20 protein-coding genes are annotated in these 19,834 nt (G+C 61.8%); 4 read left to right on the top strand and 16 right to left on the bottom strand.

The annotated features are described in order from the left end of the window. Positions 1-190 precede the first annotated feature (190 nt). The 8 genes from KHO30_RS28645 to KHO30_RS28610 form a co-directional block, all read right to left on the bottom strand. On the bottom strand, positions 191-967 hold the full coding sequence (locus tag KHO30_RS28645) for an ABC transporter ATP-binding protein (protein WP_211702999.1): 777 nt from the start codon (positions 965-967) through the stop codon (positions 191-193). Positions 968-971: 4 nt separating this feature from the next. Further along, positions 972-1,790 (bottom strand): ABC transporter permease, encoded by an 819-nt coding sequence (locus KHO30_RS28640; RefSeq protein ID WP_211702998.1) that lies wholly within the window; start codon positions 1,788-1,790, stop codon positions 972-974. A gap of 1 nt (position 1,791) precedes the next feature. Beyond that, positions 1,792-3,207 carry a mannose-1-phosphate guanylyltransferase/mannose-6-phosphate isomerase gene (locus KHO30_RS28635; RefSeq protein WP_211605821.1) on the bottom strand — a complete coding sequence of 472 codons (1,416 nt, stop codon included), beginning with the start codon at positions 3,205-3,207 and terminating at the stop codon, positions 1,792-1,794. Between the two features lie 246 nt (positions 3,208-3,453). Next, complete coding sequence (rfbD, locus tag KHO30_RS28630; protein WP_211702997.1) at positions 3,454-4,380, bottom strand: dTDP-4-dehydrorhamnose reductase; 927 nt, start codon at positions 4,378-4,380, stop codon at positions 3,454-3,456. Positions 4,381-4,391: 11 nt separating this feature from the next. Beyond that, positions 4,392-4,943, bottom strand: coding sequence for a dTDP-4-dehydrorhamnose 3,5-epimerase (gene rfbC, locus KHO30_RS28625; protein WP_093636422.1), 552 nt, complete (start codon positions 4,941-4,943; stop codon positions 4,392-4,394). Next, complete coding sequence (gene rfbA / locus KHO30_RS28620; protein ID WP_093636425.1) at positions 4,928-5,821, bottom strand: glucose-1-phosphate thymidylyltransferase RfbA; 894 nt, start codon at positions 5,819-5,821, stop codon at positions 4,928-4,930. The genes rfbC and rfbA overlap by 16 nt, the downstream gene beginning before the upstream one ends. A gap of 10 nt (positions 5,822-5,831) precedes the next feature. Beyond that, positions 5,832-6,893 (bottom strand): dTDP-glucose 4,6-dehydratase, encoded by a 1,062-nt coding sequence (gene rfbB, locus KHO30_RS28615; RefSeq protein ID WP_175052585.1) that lies wholly within the window; start codon positions 6,891-6,893, stop codon positions 5,832-5,834. 385 nt (positions 6,894-7,278) lie between these two features. Then, positions 7,279-8,190 carry a GDP-mannose 4,6-dehydratase gene (locus KHO30_RS28610; RefSeq protein WP_211702996.1) on the bottom strand — a complete coding sequence of 304 codons (912 nt, stop codon included), beginning with the start codon at positions 8,188-8,190 and terminating at the stop codon, positions 7,279-7,281. 226 nt (positions 8,191-8,416) lie between these two features. Between KHO30_RS28610 and KHO30_RS28605 the strand changes: the two genes are divergently transcribed. Further along, complete coding sequence (locus tag KHO30_RS28605; protein ID WP_211702995.1) at positions 8,417-9,331, top strand: symmetrical bis(5'-nucleosyl)-tetraphosphatase; 915 nt, start codon at positions 8,417-8,419, stop codon at positions 9,329-9,331. Between the two features lie 9 nt (positions 9,332-9,340). Here KHO30_RS28605 and KHO30_RS28600 read toward each other — a convergent pair whose 3' ends face one another. From KHO30_RS28600 to KHO30_RS28565, 8 genes are all read right to left on the bottom strand, one after another. Continuing rightward, positions 9,341-10,192 (bottom strand): lysophospholipid acyltransferase family protein, encoded by an 852-nt coding sequence (locus KHO30_RS28600; RefSeq protein ID WP_211702994.1) that lies wholly within the window; start codon positions 10,190-10,192, stop codon positions 9,341-9,343. Positions 10,193-10,229: 37 nt separating this feature from the next. After that, positions 10,230-11,510 (bottom strand): dihydroorotase, encoded by a 1,281-nt coding sequence (locus tag KHO30_RS28595; RefSeq protein ID WP_211702993.1) that lies wholly within the window; start codon positions 11,508-11,510, stop codon positions 10,230-10,232. 92 nt (positions 11,511-11,602) lie between these two features. Further along, positions 11,603-12,628, bottom strand: a complete 1,026-nt coding sequence (locus KHO30_RS28590; RefSeq protein WP_093636443.1) for an aspartate carbamoyltransferase catalytic subunit — start codon at positions 12,626-12,628, stop codon at positions 11,603-11,605. Positions 12,629-12,699: 71 nt separating this feature from the next. Then, positions 12,700-13,230: a bifunctional pyr operon transcriptional regulator/uracil phosphoribosyltransferase PyrR gene (gene pyrR / locus KHO30_RS28585; protein ID WP_211702992.1), complete on the bottom strand. Its 531-nt coding sequence runs from the start codon at positions 13,228-13,230 to the stop codon at positions 12,700-12,702. Then, complete coding sequence (ruvX, locus tag KHO30_RS28580; protein WP_093636449.1) at positions 13,217-13,657, bottom strand: Holliday junction resolvase RuvX; 441 nt, start codon at positions 13,655-13,657, stop codon at positions 13,217-13,219. Before ruvX ends, pyrR begins: the two co-directional genes overlap by 14 nt. Then, positions 13,654-14,232 (bottom strand): YqgE/AlgH family protein, encoded by a 579-nt coding sequence (locus KHO30_RS28575; protein WP_054041678.1) that lies wholly within the window; start codon positions 14,230-14,232, stop codon positions 13,654-13,656. Before KHO30_RS28575 ends, ruvX begins: the two co-directional genes overlap by 4 nt. Before the next feature lie 265 nt (positions 14,233-14,497). After that, the gene (locus KHO30_RS28570) at positions 14,498-15,907 is read right to left on the bottom strand and encodes a FimL-related protein (RefSeq protein ID WP_211702991.1); all 1,410 of its coding nucleotides are present in this window, start codon (positions 15,905-15,907) and stop codon (positions 14,498-14,500) included. 259 nt (positions 15,908-16,166) lie between these two features. Next, positions 16,167-16,337, bottom strand: coding sequence for a rubredoxin (locus KHO30_RS28565; RefSeq protein WP_007178992.1), 171 nt, complete (start codon positions 16,335-16,337; stop codon positions 16,167-16,169). A gap of 296 nt (positions 16,338-16,633) precedes the next feature. Between KHO30_RS28565 and KHO30_RS28560 the strand changes: the two genes are divergently transcribed. The 3 genes from KHO30_RS28560 (at position 16,634) to cysC (ending at position 19,743) form a co-directional block, all read left to right on the top strand. Continuing rightward, complete coding sequence (locus KHO30_RS28560) at positions 16,634-17,494, top strand: hydroxymethylpyrimidine/phosphomethylpyrimidine kinase (protein WP_054041676.1); 861 nt, start codon at positions 16,634-16,636, stop codon at positions 17,492-17,494. A 396-nt stretch (positions 17,495-17,890) separates the two neighbouring features. Next, positions 17,891-19,105, top strand: coding sequence for a sulfotransferase family 2 domain-containing protein (locus KHO30_RS28555; RefSeq protein ID WP_211702990.1), 1,215 nt, complete (start codon positions 17,891-17,893; stop codon positions 19,103-19,105). 14 nt (positions 19,106-19,119) lie between these two features. After that, positions 19,120-19,743 (top strand): adenylyl-sulfate kinase, encoded by a 624-nt coding sequence (cysC, locus tag KHO30_RS28550; protein ID WP_211702989.1) that lies wholly within the window; start codon positions 19,120-19,122, stop codon positions 19,741-19,743. Positions 19,744-19,834: the final 91 nt, after the last annotated feature.

Genomic DNA, 19,834 nt, shown 5'->3' with positions numbered 1-19,834 from the left:
CCTGTGTGGCTCCCGCCAAACGCGCTGCGGGAGGTTCGCGGGCGCGTTCAGTGGCATTGTTGTCACTGTTGTATTGGGCGCGAAGCCTGTCTACGGACCGAAGCTCGGCACCCGCATCACACTCTTCTGAATGGTCACACCTGGGAGTGCCGTGGTCACGCGACCCGTTCAGGCACGCCCGCTTGCGGCGTTAGTGCGGCAACCGCGCAGTTTCGCTAATCAACGGCCCCTCGTTGACTTCCGGCGCGATCACCGGTTCGTCGGAGACCATCTTGCCGTGCTCCATGGAAATCTTCCGGTTGCACACTCGCGCCACCAGACCCGGGTCGTGCGAAGCAACGACCAGCAGCGATGCCTTGCCCACCAGGCTCTCGAGACGTTCGGCCGCCCTGATGCTGAACTCCGCGTCGCCCACGCTCAGCCACTCGTCCATGATCAGGATGTCGGCTTCGACGCTGGTCGAAATCGCGAACGCAAGACGCAACATCATCCCGCTCGAATAGGTGCGCACCGGCAGATTCAGGTAGTCGCCCAACTGGCTGAAATCGGCAATTTCGTCGATCTTGCTGCGGATACGCACCGGCTTCAGGCCGTCGAGAATGCCGCGCAGATAGATGTTTTCAAAGCCGGTTGCATCGGGGTCGAGACCCATCGACACGTCCAGCAGCGAGGCGATCTTGCCGTTCACCTTGAGCTCGCCGCGTACCGGCGCGTACACGCCAGAGAGCGTGCGCAGCAAGGTTGTCTTGCCCGAGCCGTTGTGGCCGATCAAACCCACGCGCTCGCCTTCGGTAAAGCTGAAGCTGAGGTCGTCGATCGCCTTGACGATCGCATGACGACCGGCATCCTGACCGATCCGGCCACCCGTCGTGAGATTGAGCACCGCCTTTTTCAACGAGCGATGCGAGTTCTCGTAGATCGGAAATTCGACGGAGATGTTACGAGCAACAATCGATGAAGAACTCACAATATCAAAGCCAGTAAGGAACGCGATTACGGAAACGTTTCATCAGGAATTGCGCGAAGGCAAAACCGACGATCAACAGGCCGATCGACCACGCCCACGATTGCCAATGCGTCGGACGACCGGTCAGCGGCGCACGCACCGTTTCGATCAGGTGATAAAGCGGGTTGTATTCAGCGACCCACGCGCGGTCCTTCAGAATTTCCGGGGACCACATCACAGGCGTAAAGAAGAACACGACCTGGATCAGGTTGGTCACGATCGGCGGAATGTCGCGAAAGCGCGCGCACAGCACACCGAGCGTCACGCCGAGCCAGACGCCATGCAGCAGCAGAATGGCGAGCGCGAACGGCACCAGCAGGAATTCCCAACCGGGCCAGCGTCCGAAGATGAGCAGCAGCACCACGACCACCGGCAAGCTGTGCAGCAGAATCACAAAATTGCGCCACGCAATGCGACATACGTGGACGGTAAGTGGCAAGCGGATCTGCTTGATCAGGTAGGCGGCGCTAATAAAGGCAACGCAGCCCTCATTAGCTACCGCGGACAGATACGCCCACACGACCAGACCGACCGCGAGGTACGGAAGATATTGGGAGATTTCCTGATGCAGCAAGGTGGAATACAGCGCACCCAGCACCACCACCATGATGATCGTGCTCAACGTGAACCAGAACGGCCCCAGCACCGAACGGCGATACCGTTGCCGGATATCGTGCCAGCCCAGCGTACCCCACACCCGCACCGCCTTCATGCCTACGATCAGATCGTCGCTTTCATTGTGACGAGTCAGATCTTCAGAATCGTTGCTAAAACTAATATCCATCTCAAGTACGTCCGTAAATGTCTTCAAAGCGGACGATGTCGTCTTCGCCAAGATATTCGCCGCTCTGCACTTCGATCATCACGAGCTCGACCACGCCCGGGTTCTCGAGGCGATGTTTGTGACCCGCCGGGATGTAGGTCGATTCATTGGTCGAAACGAACAACTCCTTCTCTCCGTTCACGACCTTGGCCATACCGCTGACCACGACCCAATGCTCGTTGCGGTGATGATGCATCTGCAAGCTGAGACTTCCGCCCGGCTTGACCTCGATGCGTTTGATCTTGAAGCGAGGGCCCTCTTCAAGCACCGAATACGTTCCCCACGGCCGGTGCACCGTGCGATGCACCTTGTACGTTTCGTGACCGCGCGACTTGAGTTCGGCGAAAATCTGCTTCACGTCCTGCGCCCGGTCTTTGTCTGCGATGAGCAGTGCGTCCGGCGTATCGATCACGATCAGGTTCTCGACGCCTACTGCGCCGATCAGCCGGTCGCCGCCGCGCAGATAGCAGTTCTTGACGTCGAGCAGCAGCGCTTCGCCTTCGATTCGATTACCGCTGCCGTCCGCCGGCGAGAGATCGCTGAGCGCCGTCCACGAACCGACGTCCGTCCAGCCGATGTCGCAGCGAACCACCGCAGCCTGCTCGCACTTCTCCATCACCGCATAGTCGAACGACACGTCCGGCACCGCGCCAAAAGAGCCCGGCTCGAGACGAACCTGCGCGCCATCCTTACCTGCAGCGGAAGGCGACTTCTCCATGCACTCGGCAGCCGCGCTGAGAATCTCAGGGCAGTGCTGCTTCATTTCCTTCAGGATCGTGCCTGCGGTGAAGCAGAACATGCCCGAGTTCCACACGAACTTGCCCGAGGCGAGATACTCGCGGGCCTTCTCGAGCGACGGCTTCTCGACGAAACGCACCACCTTGTCACCATCCGCCTCGATGTAGCCGTAGCCGGTTTCAGGCGTTTCCGGATGCACGCCGAAGGTCACCACCTTGCCCGCCAGCGCCAGCTTCTGCGCAGCAGCAACAGCCGCGCCGAACGCCTGCTGGTTGGTAATCAGGTGATCGGCGGCCAGCACCAGCATGACCGTCTGGTCGCCGTGCACTTTCGCCGTATGCAACGCCGCCGTGGCAACCGCCGCAGCCGTGTTGCGGCCGAACGGCTCGAGAATGAACGAGGTTGCACAGCCTTTCGCGTTCACTTCGCGGAAATCATCTTCGGTCTTGAAGAACAGATCGCGGTTCGTTACCGTGAGCACTTCCTTCACGCCCGGCAGTGCCACTGCGCGCAAGAACGCCTTTTGCAGCAAGCTTTCGCCATCCGCAAGGCGGATGAACGGTTTCGGGTGCGACTCGCGCGAGACCGGCCATAGTCTCGAACCCGCCCCGCCACAAAGAATGATCGGTAACAAACTCACAGAGTCCTCTCAGTACCGTATTTATTACGGAAGCGCCATGACCACGAATAGTCAGCACAACCCAGAAAATCAATGGGCCGTGCGACGATCCGCGCGCCCTGAACGTTGACGCGCCAAACCCACATTCAGGGCCGGCGCGAGCCTTCCAGACTGACCGATATTCTACCCCCGCCCCCTTTCACTATCGTCAGACAGCAAAGGCGCTACGCCGCCAGGCGAGCTTCGAGCGAGGGCGCGTGCTATGCGTTAAGAACGGGCTGCAGGCGACCGAGGAAAAGCATCGGTCAGACACAGCTTCAAGGCATCACGCCAATGCGGCGCGGCAAGCCCGAACACCTGTGCCAGCTTCTCGTTCGACATGCGTGAATTGGACGGACGCTTTGCCGGCGTCGGATAGTCGGAAGCGGGAATCGGCAGCGCCTTCGGCCGGTTCGGCAGGTCCGCGAGCTCGAAAATGGCCGACGCGAAGCCGTGCCACGAAGTCGCATCGCCCGCGCACAGGTGATAGATGCCCGAGCGCTCGCTCCACCACGTCGCGCTGTCTTCCGCGGCAAAAGCCTGCGCGCTCAGATGCGCGCTCAACGTCGCGATCGTGTTGCTCCAGGTCGGCGCGCCGAACTGGTCGGCAACGACCTTCAACTCGGGCCGATCGGCGCCGAGACGCAGCATGGTGAGCAGAAAATTCTTGCCGCGGGTGCCGTACACCCAGCTAGTACGCAGCACCAAGTGATTCACGCCAGTCGCGGCGATGGCCTGCTCGCCAGCGAGCTTGGTGCGGCCATACGCGTTCTGAGGATCGGTGGGATCGTCTTCGACGTAAGCGCCGTCTTTCTCGCCGTTGAACACGTAATCGGTCGAAAAGTGAATCAACGCTGCGCCGAGCTTTTTCGCTTCTTCAGCCAGCACACCCGGCGCTTCGCCGTTGATGCGCATGGCGAGATCGAACTCCTCTTCTGCCTTGTCGACCGCGGTGTAGGCCGCCGGGTTGACGATCAGGGCAGGCCGCACGTCGCGAACAACCGCACGGACCTGGTCCAGATTGGACAGATCCAGCGTGGCGCGATCAACCGCGACCACGTTGCCGAGCCCTTGCAGCGTACGCGCAAGTTCGAAGCCAACCTGGCCATTTACACCGGTGACGAGAATCGTCCGCTTGGCATCATGTGCGCTCATGCGGCAACCCCTTAGGCGAAGACGTCAGCATCGGCAAGGCGCTTGCCTGCCGCATCCTTCGCAGCCAGCAACGGCTCGAAGTCGATCGGCCACTCAATGCCGACCGCCGGATCGTTCCAGACGATGCTGCGCTCGTGTTCGGGGAACCAGTAGTCGGTGGTCTTGTAGAGGAATTGCGCCGATTCGGACAACACGACAAAGCCGTGCGCGAAACCAGGCGGCACCCACAACTGCCGATGGTTCTCCACCGACAGCGTCACACCCACCCACTTGCCGAAATTCGGCGAACTCTTGCGAATGTCGACTGCAACGTCGAACACTTCGCCTTCAACCACGCGCACCAGCTTGCCCTGCGCGTGTTGAATCTGATAATGAAGGCCGCGCAGCACGCCCTTCGCCGAACGCGAATGGTTGTCCTGCACGAACGTCACGTCTTTCTCCACGTGCTCCGCGAACTCCACCGCATTGAAGCTTTCGTAGAAATAGCCCCGGGCGTCGCCGAACACTTTCGGCTCGATGATCTTGACTTCCGGCAGCGCCGTAGCGGTTACTTGGATGGCCATGCAACGTGGTCCGTAAGAAGGTTTTGCAGATACTTGCCGTACGCGTTCTTCGCCAGCGGCTTGGCCAGCGCGAGCAGTTGTTCACCGTCGATCCATGCCTGCCGGTAAGCAATCTCTTCCGGACACGCAACCACCAGACCCTGGCGCTTTTGCAGCGTCGCGATGAACGTCGCCGCTTCGATCAGCGAATCGTGCGTGCCGGTGTCGAGCCACGCATAGCCACGGCCCATGATCTCGACATTGAGCGCGGCGTTGGCCAGATAACGCGAGTTGACGTCCGTGATTTCGAGCTCGCCGCGCGGCGACGGCTTGATGTCCGCCGCGATATCGCAGACCTGCTTGTCGTAGAAGTACAAGCCGGTAACGGCGTAGTGCGAGCGCGGCTTGGCCGGCTTCTCTTCGATCGACAACGCGCGGAACTGCTTGTCGAATTCGACAACGCCATACCGCTCAGGATCGTGCACGTGATAAGCGAAGACAGTAGCGCCCTCGTCTTTCTCATTCGCGCGTTCCAGCTGCTTCGCGAGATCGTGGCCGTAGAAGATGTTGTCGCCGAGAATCAGCGCCGACGGATCGTTGCCCACAAAGTCGCGGCCAATGATGAACGCCTGCGCGAGGCCGTCCGGCGAAGGCTGAACTGCGTACTGAATGTTCATGCCCCACTGGCTGCCGTCGCCGAGCATGGCTTCGAAACGCGGCGTATCCTGCGGCGTGGAGATGATCAGCACATCGCGAATCCCCGCCACCATCAGCGTGGACAGCGGGTAGTAGATCATCGGTTTGTCGTAGACCGGCAGCAACTGCTTGGAGACGACATGCGTGATCGGATACAGGCGCGTGCCCGATCCGCCCGCGAGAATAATGCCTTTGCGCGCCATTGCCGTGCCCTTACGCGCGTTGCGCGTAGTTGGTCTCAACCCACTTCCGATACTCACCCGAAGCGACTTCGTCAGACCACACCTGATTGTCCAGATACCACTGGACCGTCTTGGCGAGGCCTGTTTCGAACGTCTCCGCCGGCTTCCAGCCGAGTTCGCGCTCGAGCTTGCGGGCGTCGATCGCATAACGGCGGTCGTGGCCGGGACGATCCTTCACATAGGTGATCTGGTCGCGGTACGAGGCGCCTGCCTTCGGACGCAACTGGTCGAGCAGGTCGCACAGCGTATGCACGACGTCGAGGTTCTTCTTTTCGTTCCAGCCACCGATGTTGTACGTCTCGCCCGGCGTGCCGCGCGCGAGTACTTCGCGGATCGCGCTGCAATGGTCGCCGACATACAACCAGTCGCGCACATTCTGACCGTCGCCGTACACCGGCAGCGCCTTGCCGCTGAGCGCGTTGGCGATCATCAGCGGAATCAGCTTTTCGGGGAACTGGTACGGACCGTAGTTGTTCGAACAGTTCGTGGTGAGCACCGGCAGGCCATACGTGTGATGGTAGGCACGCACCAGATGGTCGGAACCCGCCTTGGTGGCCGAATAAGGGCTATTCGGCGCGTACGGCGTGGTTTCGGAAAACTGAGGATCGGTAGCGGACAGCGAGCCGAACACTTCGTCGGTCGAGACATGCAGGAAACGGAACGCGGCCTTGTCGGCCTCGCCGAGCGTATTCCAGTACTGACGGGTGGCTTCGAGCAGCGTGAAGGTGCCGACCACGTTGGTCTGCACGAAATCAGCCGGGCCGTGAATCGAGCGATCCACATGGCTTTCAGCGGCAAAGTGCAGCACGGCGCGCGGCTTGTGCTCGGCAAAGAGCGCATCCATCGCGGCACGATCGCAGATATCGGCCCGCGCGAACACATGGCGGGGGTTGCCCTGTTGCGATTTGAGCGTACCCAGATTGCCGGCGTAGGTCAGTTTGTCTACGTTCAGCACCGCTTCGTCCGACGCATCGAGCCAGTCGAGCACGAAATTGGCGCCGATAAAGCCGGCACCGCCCGTTACCAGGATCATGAATTTCCCTTCTAGATGTTGGCGGCAGATCGGCATCGTTTCACCGATCTACGCATCCCGCGTGGTGGAATCCGATTTTTGTCGACGCCCGGCGGCGCCCCTCGCACAGCAGGCAGGCGCTCAGACGCCAATCTTATAAAGCCCTGATTATAAAGCCGCTCGGGGCAAAAACCAGAACCCTAACAACTTGAAACAGCTTGACAAGTTTGGTTTCCGTTCATTACTGAGGGGGAGTTTGACGGCGAGCGCCGCGTCCAGAGGGTACTGGCGCAAGGGGAGATGAACCGGCCGGCCACTTGGGCCGGCGTCCACGTTGCGGCGCCGGCGAGCGGACCTACTGCGCAAGATAACGGCAGATACCTCAAGATACCGCCGATTGCGTCAGTTAAGCCGCCAACATCCAGCGCAGCGTATCCATAAACGGAATTGCCTCGACCGTCGGAACCATCGAGCGCAGCTTGGCCGGCGACCCGGCCAGCATCTTCACGTCAGTTTGGCGCACGAAAGCAGGGTTGACCTGAATCTCGAGTTCGTGCCCAGTCAGATTGCTCGCTGCCGAGAGAATCTCTCGCAACGTGTAAGGCGTGCCGGTACAGACGTTGACCGTTTCGGAAGCGGCATCTGACTCGAGCAAAGCCTCATAAGCGTTCGCCACGTAGCGCACATCCGAGAAATCACGCGCCACGTCGATATTGCCGAGCTCAATAGCGGGTTCGCGCCGCGCGAAATGCTCGACGATCTTCGGCACGAGGAAGTTCGACGCTTGCCCGCGGCCGGTGTAGTTAAACGGCCGCACGATCACGATGGGCAGCCGGTCAAACCAGGTCCGCACCATCGTTTCCATGGCCGCCTTGCTGGCGGCGTAGTGGTTCACCGGCGTGACCGGGAAGGTTTCGTCGATGGCGTCGCTAGTGACGTTGCCGTACACATTCGCGCTGCTCGCGATCAACAGCTTGCGGGGTGTATGGCCGACGGCCGCACAGGCCTCAAGCAGGTTCAGCGTGCCGATCACATTGACGCGGTAAAAGTCGAGCGGATCGTTGTGGCCGACAAAGCTGATGGCCGCCAGATGCACGATGTAGTCGGGCCGCGCGGTTTCGATCACGCGCCGGCAGGCGTCGGGCGACGTAATGTCGAGCCTGAGGCGCGTCGGCGTTTCAGGCTCGTCGCGCCCGGCCACCGTTTCGATCACCGTATGGCCGCGGCCGCGCAGGTTGTCGACCAGATAGCGCCCAGTGAAGCCGCTCGCCCCAGTAACGAGGGTGCGAATAGGTTGCTTCGCATCAGCAGACGACATGCTTTCTCCGTTCACGAGGGTCATCCTGTTGTAGTGCAATATCGCGCGCGGCCCTTGCGGTGCGCCTGACAACGCCCCTGGGAATGCCACTTGCTTGCGGCTCCCGACGGCGCTTGCCACGATATACGTGCTTCAAACGGGCTATTATGTCACGCTAATTTGCTGCACCGCCCAACGCGGCACGCCTTGTTCGTAACCGCGTGTATCGAACTGCACCGACTTTCCGATGACATCCTCCACCGCTTCCACCGTCGCTTCTCCTGCTGCGTTTGGTGCCGGATCCGCTGCCGTTTCAGAGGCGCACCCGCTACCGCTCGCTTTCGGCGACCTGCAAGGCTGCCGCACGCCGTTCCAGCAACTGCTGGCCAAGGCCGCGCCGCCCGAAGGCACGCCGCTATGGTTCGCGGGCGACCTGATCAACCGCGGCTCCGAATCGCTTGCCACGCTGCGCGACATCATCGCGTTGGGAGATCAGGCGGTGCCGGTGCTGGGTAACCATGACCTGCATCTGCTGTCGGTGTCGGCGGGGATTCGCAAATCGAAGAAAGGCGACACGATCGACGACATCCTCGCCGCACCGGATGCCGCCGATCTGCTCGACTGGGTCCGCCACCGTCCGATCGCGCATTTCGATAACGGCATGCTGATGGTGCATGCGGGCGTGCTGCCGCAATGGGATGCCACCATGACGATGGAACTCGCCGATGAATTGCAGCGAGCACTGCGTGCACCGAACTGGAAGGAAACGCTCGCGGGGCTCTATGGCAACGAGCCGAATCGCTGGACGCCCGGCATCAAGGGGATCGAGCGGTTGCGCGTGACGTGCAGCGCATTGACGCGCATCCGCTTCTGCACTGCCGAAGGCGTGATGGATTTCAGCAGCAGCGCTGGCCTGAATTCGGCGCCGCCGGGCAGCATGCCGTGGTTCGACGTGCCGTCGCGCAAGACCGCGGACATCACCGTGGTGTTTGGCCATTGGGCCGCGCTCGGTTTGACCTTGCGCGACAACCTGATCGGGCTGGATTCCGGCTGCGTGTGGGGTGAGAAACTCTCGGCCGTACGCCTTGCGCAGAATCCCGCGGAGCGTACGCTCACGCAGGTCGACTGCGAGACTTGCCGCGTAGCAGGCGGCGGTAATTAAGCTGCGCTGCTAAGCCGACCGGCCGGATTGATCGACCGGCTCGATCATTGCCGGAGACGTGTCGGAGGCGTCAGAGACACCAGGCGATGAAATCGACGCCGCGATCGCAGCACCCGACCTCGTCATGCCGCCCTGCATCTCCCGCAGCGCCGCAGCAATCACCCCTTCCGCCTCCGCCGCCAGCGTGCGCCGATCCGCACCTGGTGCAAGCGGCGCGCCGACATACACGTGCGCGGTCAACGGGCCGCCGCTCAACAGCATGTTCAGCGAATCGGCCAGCGTCAGATCGTCGATATACGCGGGCGCGGTGGATTGCCGGCCCTGCGCATCTTCGTACATGATGCACAGGGGCTGCACCGGCACCGAGGCCGACACGGCGGCCTGGAACATATTCGCGTGAAACGGCAGTAGCGCCAGACCGTTCGTTGTGGTCCCTTCAGGAAACACACACATCAGCTCGCCCGCGCTCAGGCGGTCGGACAGTTCGTGCATGATCCGCTTCGCGTCGCTGCGCTTCTCGCGCTGGATGAACACCGTGTCCAGTTGCTGCGCCAGCCAGCCGACTACCGGCCACTGCCGGATCTCGGCCTTCGAGACAAACGGCGTGGGCCGCCACGCATTGATCACGTAGATGTCGATCCACGAGATGTGATTGGCAACCACCAGCGCGCCGCGGTCGAGCCGCGCGCTGTCGTTATGCACGACGAGCCGCATGCCGCATAGACGCAGCATTTTCAGTGACCATTCGCGGTTGAGCGTCTGCCGCCCCTCCGCACCGACCTTGGAAAAGCGCGTCGCAACGATCCACATGCCATGCAGCAGATGGGCGACGAGACGGGCCTTGCGTAACGCGAGCTTCATTGTCGGAGCTTTCCGTAACTGGGCAATGCCGCGAATATTAGCGCTGTTCGAACGCAACGTGACCGGACACGATCGTCGCCTGCACGCGCGCCGGCAATTCGTAGCCGAGGAACGGCGTGTTGTGCCCCTGACTCTTCAATGCACGCGGCTCGACGCGCCAATACGCGTTGCGGTCGAACACGCAGAGATCGGCGACGGCGCCCACGGCGATGCGGCCAGCCGCCTCCAGCTTCAGCACGTCGGCCGGCGCCGTGGTGATGCGGTTCAGCGCCTTGGCCAACGGCACGCCCGCTTCGTCGGCCCATTTGACTGTTAGCGACAGGAACAGCTCCAGGCCCGTTGCGCCCGGCGTGGCTTCGGCGAACGGCAGCAGCTTTTCGTCGTCGTCGACCGGCGTGTGGTCGGAGCAGATCGCGTCGATCGTACCGTCGACGAGGCCCGCGCGGATCGCTTCGCGATCGCGCTGCTGGCGCAGCGGCGGATCGAGGCGGAATTGCGCGTCGAAGTAGCCGATGTCGACGTCGATCAGATGCACGTGATTCACGGTGACGTCGCACGACACCGGCAAGCCCTCGGCCTTGGCCGCGCGCATCAATTCGATGCCCGCCGCCGACGACACATGCGACAGATGCACTCGTGCTCCCGTCACGCGGACCAGTTCGAAGATCGTGTGCAGCGCGATCGTCTCTGCCGACACCGGCACACCCGACAGCCCGAGCCGCGATGCCAGCGCACCGCTCGCGGCCACACCGCCCTTGCCTAGATACGCATCGACCGGACGCAGCCATACCGTGTAGCCGTAAGTCTTTGCGTACTGCAACGCACGCATCAACACCTGCGTGTCGACCACCGGCACATCGGCCTGCGAAAAACCAATACAGCCCGCTTCGGTCAGCTCGACCATCTCGGTGATGACCTGGCCTTTCAGCCCAACGGTCAACGCGCCGAGCGGATACACATGCGCCTGGTCCAGATTGCGCGCGCGGAACTTGAGCATCTCGACGAGGCCCGGTTCGTCGAGCGTCGGATCGGTGTCCGGCGGACACACGAGACTCGTCACGCCGCCTGCGAGCGCCGCGGCCATTTCGGATTCGAGCGTCGCCTTGTGTTCATAGCCCGGTTCGCGCAAGCGCGCGGACAGGTCGACGAGGCCCGGCGCGATATGCAGGCCTTTGGCGTCGATCGTCTTCGTTGCGGTGAAATCAGCAGGCGCGTTGCCGATGGCGACGATCTTGCCTGCTTCGATAAAAATGTCCTGCTGCTGTTCGGTGCCCGCTGCCGGATCGATCAGCGTGCCGCCTTGAATATGAATCTTCATGCGCTGCCTTAATGTTTAGCCAAGCGTTCAGCTAAGTTCTGCGTGTCTTGTCGCGTGTGCGTGTGCGTGTGCGTGTGTGAGCCGTGGCGAGATCAATCGTGATTGCCCGCGACGATTCCCATCACCGCCATGCGCACTGCGATGCCGAACGTCACCTGGTTCAGAATCACCGATTGCGGACCGTCGGCCACCTGCGAATCGATTTCGACGCCACGATTCATCGGCCCCGGGTGCATCACGATCGCATCGGGTTTGGCGAGCGCGAGGCGCTCCGGCGTCAAACCCCAGCTCTTGAAGTACTCCTGCGCCGACGGCAGCAGCGCGCCGCTCATCCGCTCGTTTTGCAGACGCAGCATGATGATCACGTCGACGTCTTTCAGGCCTTCGTCCAGGTTGTGGAACACGCGCACCCCCATTTGCTCGAGACCGCCCGGCAGCAACGTGCGCGGACCGATCGCGCGCACTTCCGGCACGCCGAGCGTGGTCAGCGCATGAATGTCCGAGCGCGCGACCCGCGAATGCAGAATGTCGCCGACGATCGCCACGCGCAGATTCGTGAAGTCCTTCTTGTAGTGGCGGATCGTGTACATGTCGAGCAGACCCTGGGTGGGGTGTGCGTGACGGCCGTCGCCGGCATTGATCACGTGCACGTGCGGCGCGCAGTGCTGGGCGATCAGGTACGGTGCACCGCTCGATGCATGACGCACAACGAACATATCGGCATGCATCGCCGAGAGGTTGTTGATCGTGTCGAGCAGCGACTCACCCTTGCTCGTCGAGGAAGCATTGATGTTCAGATTCAGCACGTCGGCCGACAAACGCGTCGCGGCAATTTCGAAGGTCGTGCGGGTGCGCGTCGAGTTCTCGAAGAACAGGTTGAACACCGACTTGCCGCGCAACAGCGGCACTTTCTTCACTTCACGATCGGTCACGCTGACGAACTGGTCGGCGGTATCGAGAATGTGATTGACGATCGCCTTCGGCAAACCTTCGATCGACAACAAATGTTTGAGCTCGCCGTTCTTCGTGAGCTGCGGATTGCCCTTCAGGAAGCCATAACGGAAGCGCTCGGTGGCGCTGTCGGTGGAATTCTGCGAGGCCTGGGTGGCGGTGTTCATGGAGTACCTGCTTCAAATACGGGCTTCAACGTGTTCGGCGTCGACGCCTTGCTCAATGCGCAAAGCTGCGTTCAATCGACGCGTGCTTCGGTGTGAAAGGTGAAACGCTGAGTGCCATCGGCGCCGCCTGCTTCGCGGGCAAGCACGAGCGTCGCATCGGCCGGCACGTCCACCACGCCGCCGACAAAACGTGCCGCCACGGGCAACTCACGTCCGCCGCGATCGGCGAGCACCGCCAGTTCGACCGATGCCGGACGGCCGTAGTCGTACAGCTCATTCAACGCCGCGCGAATCGTGCGGCCGGTGTACAGCACATCGTCCACCAGCACGATGCGGCGCTTGTCCACGGAGAATGGCAGCGAGGTCGGGCTTGCCTGCGAGTGCAGGCCTTTTTTCGCATAGTCGTCGCGATGCAGCGCGACATTCACCACGCCGAAGCTCGGCGCTTTCAGATCGCGCGCGAGGCGCTCGGCGAGCCACGCGCCGCCGCTGTAGATGCCGGCCAGCACGGGGCCATCGGCAGCGCTGAAGGCGTCGCCATACGCCGCGCGAACCTGTTCGAGCACGGCGCGATAAAGCGCTTCGGCGTCAATGGAACTCATGATCGTCGGAAAGTCCGTCTAGATATTGCTGGAGGATGATGCTGGCGGCTTCGGCGTCGAGCATGTCGGCGCGGCCGTTGCCGGCGCGGATTTCCGCCTTCGCCTCAACCGACGAATAGCGCTCGTCGATCCATGTCACCGGCAGATTGAAGCGGCCATTCAGCTGATTGCCGAAGCGCTTCGCGAGTTGGGTCATTTCATGCGGCGTGCCGTCCGGGTGCATGGGCAAACCGACCACCAGCGCGTCCGGCTTCCACTCGCTGATCAGCTTGCCGATCGCCTCGAAACGGTATTCGCGGCTGCGGTTCTGCACGATCACAAGCGCCCGTGCGCTGCGGGTGAGCGAATTGCCCACCGCCACGCCGATCCGCTTTTCACCGTAGTCGAACGCAAGCAGCGTCGCTTCACGTCCGGCTGCCAGACTCATGCGTGACCTGCTTCGCCCGACAGCATCGACAGTGAAATGCCGAGTAGCGCGAGCGCGGCTTCCAGACGCTCTTCGGCGGGCACGTCGAAGACGATTTTCGGGTCGGCTTCAACCGTGAGCCAGCCGTTCTTCGAAATCTCTTCTTCGAGCTGACCCGCGCCCCAGCCGGCATGGCCGAGCGTAAGCAGAAAGCGCTCCGGACCGGTGCCACTCGCAACGGCTTCGAGCACGTCTTTCGACGTGGTCATCTCGAGCCCGCCCGGCACCGACATGGACGACGTATACGCATTGCCGTCTTTCGGATCGTGCAGCACGAAGCCGCGCTCGGTTTGCACCGGGCCGCCGAAATACACGGGCACATGGAGAAGGGGTTCGATCTCGAGCTTGAGATCGATGCGACTGAAGAGCGCTTCAAGGTCGATATCGGTCGGCCGGTTGATCACGAGGCCGAGCGCGCCGCGCTCACTGTGATCGCAAAGGTAGACCACCGTTCCTGAAAACGTGGGATCGGCCATGCTCGGCATGGCGATCAGGAACTGGTTGGTCAGATTGATGCGATCGGTACTCTTGGACATAGTTCGGATTTTAGCAAAGACGGTGCGGGATGGCGGGCTTTGAGCGCGTGACCGCGATGTGCGCGATGAAGTGCGCCGCGAGCCATCGACGGCGAATCAAGTTGCACTCTATCACGCACGCAGACCTTGTCCATGGTGCGCTCAGCGGTGTTTACGACACGCATATCGCGTGCCTCCGGGTTCGAACATTGCGCCTCGCTGTTGATAGCTGAGGATGTATGCCGGTGCGCAGGGCGTGCTGCTGATTGATACCGCAGCCAGCCGTTCAGGCGCCGCCCTGCTCGATCGAACGCGTCAATGCGGCCAGCGCAGCGTTGCTGCCTGTCGGCGCGACGCCCGCAGCGACTTTGTGCAGCATCGCACGCAACGCCTCGGCGGCCTGCTCGAGCGTGCTCGCCGCTGGTGCACCGACGATGACATGGGAGCGCACCGCCGGCGTCGATACGCCGGCGTGCGCGCGGCGGCGCCAGGCGAGCCCGAGCGCATCGGCAACCAGCGCCACATGGCCGAGGCCCAGCGCGCACGCGGCGGCGCCGAGCCGGTAGGCGGCGTCGCCCGCCTGCAACGCTTCGCTTGGATCGGCTTTCTCGGGCTGGTCCGCCGCGCGGGCGTGCTCGGTCAGCGCCGAAATCGAGGCATCGGCCGTTTGCAGGAAATCTTCATACGCATGCGCGTTGACGGCCAACACGCCCAGCTCGCGCGTCAGCGTGCTGCGGGTCGCGCTGACCGCCTGCGCCTGTACGGCGCCCGCTTCCCAAAGCATTTCGGATGCCTGGGTGCCCGCGACGTGCCAATCGACCGTCAAGCCATAGTCGTGCAGCACTTCGACCTGATCGGCGTCTTCCGCTGCAGCGCCGAACAGCGCGTAATCGCGCCACAGCAGCGCCAGCGTTGCGCGCACCAGCGAACGCGGCGCGCGCTCGATGCCGTGCGCATGGTCGGCCAGCGTGAGATTGCAGCGCGCATAGAAACGCCGCGCGTCGGCATCGCCAGTGGCGCGGCCGCTGACGCGCAGCGCCTTGGCACAAGCTTTGGCGAGGCGCCAGAAATCGTAGGGGTCCGGGCCGGCGAGTTCGGTAAAGACGGCGTCCAGTTCGTCGAGCGCCGCGTTCGTGAACGCCAGCGCAGCACCACTGCTATCCGGCTGCGAGCGCAACACCGGCAACAGCGCGCGCTCGTAGCGCGCCCGCAAATGGGCGAGTTGATCCGCGGACTGGGTATGCAGCGACACCGGCGGCACCGGACGCGCGTTCAGCGCGAGATCTTCGAATGCAACGGTCGAACCCGGCGTGTGCTCCGACAGATGAGCACACAGCGCGTGATAGTGATGGAACAGCGTGGATGAACAGGACAGTTCGCGCAGATTGTGGCGCTCGAGCGCCGCGCGGAAATCGTGCAATGCGGCGCCGAACACGGGCCGCGCGCTGTCTGCGTCAGCCGGATCACCCTCGGCCAGAGGCGAGAGCCGCACCAGCGCATCCGCGAAGCGCTGCGCGCTCAGCCAGCCGGCCTCGCGCAACGCATGTGACGCACGCAGCAGCGCCGTGGTGCTCTCTCTATGTTGTTCGAACGCCAGCAACGCCTCTGCCAGCGCCAGCTCCGCAGGTCGGACAGCGCCGCCGCGCGGATTGGGCAATGCATCGAAGGAATCGGGTGCAGCGGATCGAAGAGTCATGGGCAGGCGACAGGAAGCTGACGGGCCGCCGCTTCGGCGCTGCACGAGAGACTGATCGGCTAACGCGCGAACTGGCGACAGGACAATGACAGATTACCGCTGCGACACGGTGCAACCGGGGATGTTCCGCGCCGCCGCGTTGGGGCTGCGCTCCGAGCGCGTGGACCGCATTCGATCCGGCCGACGCCGCCTGCAAAACGCCGCGCCGCAACCACACGGCATGGCGCTCAGCTGGAGACCGCCGTTTGCCCCTCGGACCTCAGATCTGGACCATCTCGAAGTCTTCCTTGCGCGCGCCGCATTCCGGGCAGGTCCAGTTAATGGGAACGTCCTCCCAGCGCGTGCCCGGCGCAATGCCTTCCTCCGGCAAACCGGCTTCTTCGTCGTAAATCCAGCCGCAAATCAGGCACATCCAGCTTTGATATTCCATTCTTGTGTCGCGTCGTAGAGTCCGTGGAAACGGGAGCCATGATGGTACCGTGTTGCCGCCCCAATGCCTAGCAATCAGAAACGCGCAATCGGTGTGCGGCGGCCTTTGGCTAGAGGGTTGCGTCGGTTTGGCCGGCGCTTGCGCGTGGGGTCGCGCCTGGTTGCCGCTTACGTGCTGCTCGCTTGCGGCAACCCGCCGAAGAATGCGAAAAAACGCCCTCATGACAGTTTAGGCCGCATAATTGAGCCGATTGCGCACCGTCTGCGCCTAAATACAGCTCCTTTTTGTAAATCTTCATGCCCAGCGATACGCCTCCGATCGTCCTCACCTTCGGCCTTTCCGATCCCACCGGGGGCTCCGGCCTGCAAGCAGACCTGATGACCCTTGCCAGCATGGGCTGCCATGGCGTCTCCGTACTCACGGGCTATACCGTGCGCGACTCGGCAAGCTGCGATGAAGTTACCGGGCTCGATCCTGAAGTGGTTGCGACCCAGGCCCGGATGCTGCTCGAAGACATGCCGATCGCCGCCTTCAAGGTCGGCGCCTGCACACGCGCGGAAGTGGTCAGCGCAATTGCCGAGGTGGTCGCCGATTACGACGACATCCCGCTGATCCTCGCCCCCGATTTCACGCTCGACGACGAACACGTGCTCGCCGCCGACGAACTGCGCGAAGCGATCGCCGACCTGCTGGCCCCGCAAACCACCCTGCTGGTCGCCGATTCGGCCACGCTGCTCGCCCTCGCCCAGCCAGATGGCGACGCCGAGGCGCCGAGCCTCGACGCGGCAATCTCGCATCTGCTGTCGCAAGGCTGCGAATACATTCTGTCGACGGAAACCGGCACGCACCGGCTCGTTAATACGCTGTTCAGCGAAGACGGCCAACTGCGCCAGGATATGTGGGACCGTGGCGCCCATCGGATCATGGGCATTACCGACACACTCGGCGCCGCGATTGCCGCCTTGCTGGCCAACGGCCAGGAGCCGGCGGAGGCCGTGCGCGAGGCGCAGGAGTATCTGTATCAGGCGATGCGCAACGCGTTTCGGCCGGGAATGGGCGCCTATCTGCCGGATCGCTTTTTCTGGGCCCGCAGCAGCGACGACGACACGCCGCCGGCAACCGGCAAGGACGCGGCACCGGGCGAAGCACGGCATTGATTTGACGGCTCGAAGCGTCTGCTGCGCAAGCGGCAGGCGCTTGGCGAGCGTTTCCACTTCAGCGGCGGCCCGACAGCCCCGGTAAAGAACCCGCATTGCTGCGGGTTTTTTGTTTTTGGGAAGCACGCCTCTCGGCCGCTTGCCCCCAACGCGCCTTTCCCCGTCTTAGCCGATGTTCGATGGGGAAAGCTCCGCGCCAGCGGACACGCCCTGTCCGTGATCTCTTCCTCAGGCCTCGCCTCAGCACATGGCTGAGCTCGACTTCCTCGCGAAACCCAACGGAACTACCGCTCCTTTCACAACGCCAACATGCGTTTTAACTTGTAATTAAACGTTACAGCACCGGTTTTATCTCCGAGCTAAGCTTTCTATTTCGTAAATCTGTCATAAGCCCCCATGGCCTCACCAATTTTTTTCATCCATCCGCCTAAGAGCGGCGGATCAACTGTTATCTCATTTTTTGATCTGAATAAAGGCAAAGATCAGTTCGTGAACTTCGAATGGGATCGAGAAGGCTGGGAAAGCAGTCACGCCAAATTGATGACCACGAGGATTGGCGGAGGCCATCAACCCTATGGCATGCACAGGAACCTGAAGAGCGCGCTAACGTATTGCACGATTCTGCGCGATCCACTTGCACGTCAGATATCGCACTACTGGTACGCAGCCAACGGCAAGAACGGCGACGTTGTGCGAGGCGCCAGCGTGTCGGCAACCGAGGCCCTGGTTCGGCGCGGCACCATCTCGCTCGACGAATGGGTCAGCGAATCACTCGCGGGAAAAAACCTGTTTACCCAGATGTTGAGCGGTCATTCCGTGGTTGACGAAAGCAGCCTCGAAGTCGCACGGACCCATGTTCTCCAACATTTCGCGGCAACCGGCGTCTGCGAGGACATGAGCGAGTTTTTACTTCGGCTCTGCGGAAAGACCGGGCTCGAATTGCCCTTTTTTTTCGAAACCAACAAAACGAGTGGCTCGCCGAAAAACAGAACTCATGTGAGTGAAACAGCAAGGCAAACGTTTGCTGAAGAGAATCGTTTCGATTACGAGATATTTCAGGACGTCAACCAGGCGATAGCGCAACATGCCCTCCAAGCAGGCGACGCATTTTCAAAAGCCCTGGAATCGGTACGCACCATTCAGCAGGCGATCAATCAGCTCGAAAATCCGTACGCGCACAGTTCGATCGTTTTCGGTTTTGACGAAAAATTCCTCTCGAAAGTGGTGAGCGTGATCAACCAGTTTGATCTCACTCCCATCAAGGAATACATAGAGTTCGCGCAGAGCCAACCGCACACTACCGCCGACATGTACGACGGTTTTGTCGACGCCGTCCATAACGGCGTGATTTCGGGCTGGGCCGTCAATCTCACCCGGCCGGAAGAAAGAGTTCCGCTCGAAGTCCGCGTTGGTACGGAGGTCGTCGCGAGAGGTTCGAGTGGTGAGTATCGGCCCGACGTTGCTGGCGCGGGATACCCAAGCTCCCACGCTGGATTTTCAATTCCTCTGCCTGCGGGCGTGTCCGACGGTTTTCACGTCACGATCGAAAATTCGCTGGAGCGCCTGCACAACGCAGGCGTCTGGCGGCAAGGTTGGCACTGCGCCGCCTGAGTCGAGAGAAAACAATGGGACAGCCCCTGCCTTTTCTGCAACGCTTCCATGGTGAAGTGACTGCCCGCGACCGGATGCAAATGTTCCGCCACAAGCCGGTCACGATCTGGCTGACGGGGCTATCCGGGGCGGGTAAATCAACAATCGCTTTCGCACTTGAGCAGCAACTCGCATCGCTAGGCCATGCATGCTACGTCCTCGACGGGGACAATGTCCGCCATGGTTTGGCGTCCGATCTCGGCTTTGATAAGAAAGACCGGCGTGAAAATATTCGCCGGGTGGCGCACGTGGCCCAGTTGATGAACGACGCAGGCCTCATCGTTATCGCGGCGCTTATCTCACCCATGTGTGAAGACAGAGCGATGGCGCGCGAAATCGTTGGGCCCGGCAATTTCATCGAGACTTATCTTTCCGCCTCGGTCGACGCTTGCGCCCGTCGTGACCCGAAAGGTCTCTATGCCAAAGCCCGCGCCGGCGAGATTGCGTCGTTTACCGGCGTATCGGCACCCTATGAAGTCCCGGCTGATCCTGAGTTGAAGATAGATACGGCCATGTTGACGCCGGCCGAGAGCGTAGCGCATATATTCAGCTACTTGCGCGACAACTGCCTGATGAACACCGATTGCATGGAGCGCTAGTCATATCGAACCGGCTTATCGTCAGCCCCAAAACAAAAAACCCGCATTTCTGCGGGTTTTTTGTTTTGGGAAGTACGCCTCGCGACGCACC

This window comes from Paraburkholderia aspalathi, assembly GCF_905220735.1.
Lineage (GTDB): Bacteria > Pseudomonadota > Gammaproteobacteria > Burkholderiales > Burkholderiaceae > Paraburkholderia > Paraburkholderia aspalathi.
The sequence above is the reverse complement of the archived record's forward strand: the minus strand, read 5'-3'. Positions and strand labels throughout refer to the sequence as shown.

Bases quoted from the DNA above. Each gene is read 5' to 3' on its own strand.
- KHO30_RS28640 (WP_211702998.1), bottom strand. From the start codon at position 1,790: ATGGATATTAGTTTTAGCAACGATTCTGAAGATCTGACTCGTCACAAT.
- rfbD (WP_211702997.1), bottom strand. From the start codon at position 4,380: ATGAGCGCACATGATGCCAAGCGGACGATTCTCGTCACCGGTGTAAAT.
- rfbC (WP_093636422.1), bottom strand. From the start codon at position 4,943: ATGGCCATCCAAGTAACCGCTACGGCGCTGCCGGAAGTCAAGATCATC.
- rfbA (WP_093636425.1), bottom strand. From the start codon at position 5,821: ATGGCGCGCAAAGGCATTATTCTCGCGGGCGGATCGGGCACGCGCCTG.
- rfbB (WP_175052585.1), bottom strand. From the start codon at position 6,893: ATGATCCTGGTAACGGGCGGTGCCGGCTTTATCGGCGCCAATTTCGTG.
- KHO30_RS28610 (WP_211702996.1), bottom strand. From the start codon at position 8,190: ATGTCGTCTGCTGATGCGAAGCAACCTATTCGCACCCTCGTTACTGGG.
- KHO30_RS28605 (WP_211702995.1), top strand. From the start codon at position 8,417: ATGACATCCTCCACCGCTTCCACCGTCGCTTCTCCTGCTGCGTTTGGT.
- KHO30_RS28600 (WP_211702994.1), bottom strand. From the start codon at position 10,192: ATGAAGCTCGCGTTACGCAAGGCCCGTCTCGTCGCCCATCTGCTGCAT.
- KHO30_RS28595 (WP_211702993.1), bottom strand. From the start codon at position 11,510: ATGAAGATTCATATTCAAGGCGGCACGCTGATCGATCCGGCAGCGGGC.
- KHO30_RS28590 (WP_093636443.1), bottom strand. From the start codon at position 12,628: ATGAACACCGCCACCCAGGCCTCGCAGAATTCCACCGACAGCGCCACC.
- pyrR (WP_211702992.1), bottom strand. From the start codon at position 13,230: ATGAGTTCCATTGACGCCGAAGCGCTTTATCGCGCCGTGCTCGAACAG.
- ruvX (WP_093636449.1), bottom strand. From the start codon at position 13,657: ATGAGTCTGGCAGCCGGACGTGAAGCGACGCTGCTTGCGTTCGACTAC.
- KHO30_RS28575 (WP_054041678.1), bottom strand. From the start codon at position 14,232: ATGTCCAAGAGTACCGATCGCATCAATCTGACCAACCAGTTCCTGATC.
- KHO30_RS28570 (WP_211702991.1), bottom strand. From the start codon at position 15,907: ATGACTCTTCGATCCGCTGCACCCGATTCCTTCGATGCATTGCCCAAT.
- KHO30_RS28565 (WP_007178992.1), bottom strand. From the start codon at position 16,337: ATGGAATATCAAAGCTGGATGTGCCTGATTTGCGGCTGGATTTACGAC.
- KHO30_RS28560 (WP_054041676.1), top strand. From the start codon at position 16,634: ATGCCCAGCGATACGCCTCCGATCGTCCTCACCTTCGGCCTTTCCGAT.
- KHO30_RS28555 (WP_211702990.1), top strand. From the start codon at position 17,891: ATGGCCTCACCAATTTTTTTCATCCATCCGCCTAAGAGCGGCGGATCA.
- cysC (WP_211702989.1), top strand. From the start codon at position 19,120: ATGGGACAGCCCCTGCCTTTTCTGCAACGCTTCCATGGTGAAGTGACT.